The sequence below is a fragment of the Vibrio sp. OPT46 genome (genome assembly GCF_015163535.1).
In the GTDB taxonomy this organism is placed as follows: domain Bacteria; phylum Pseudomonadota; class Gammaproteobacteria; order Enterobacterales; family Vibrionaceae; genus Vibrio; species Vibrio alginolyticus.
Window position 1 is genome coordinate 1 of sequence record NZ_JADDYG010000715.1, and the last position, 335, is coordinate 335.

General features: G+C 40.3%; 1 protein-coding gene. It reads right to left on the reverse strand.

The features are described 5' to 3' along the window. Window positions 1-335 (reverse strand): GGDEF domain-containing protein (locus IQR33_RS25680; RefSeq protein WP_193844180.1); only part of this gene is annotated, 335 nt, incomplete at both ends.

Genomic DNA, 335 nt, shown 5'->3' on the forward strand with positions numbered 1-335 from the left:
AACTTCGCGATGTCAGTACCGTCTTGAGGATATTGTGCAATACCTACGCTTGCCGTAACGGGAAATGAATTACTCCAAGATGAACTGAGATTACTAATCGGTTTTAGTAACTCTGATGCAAGCAAATCAGGCAAGCGTTTTACTTCTTGATTTGAGCTCAGCAAAATTGCAAATTCGTCACCAGATAACCTGGCGGCAAAGCAGGGGCTGTTGTAATCGTGCGAGAACTTTTGACAAGCATTCTTGATGTGTGATGAGAACACTTTTAATAAGTTATCTCCCAATTCATGCCCGTATTTATCATTCACGTATTTAAAGTTATCAAGATCGACGTA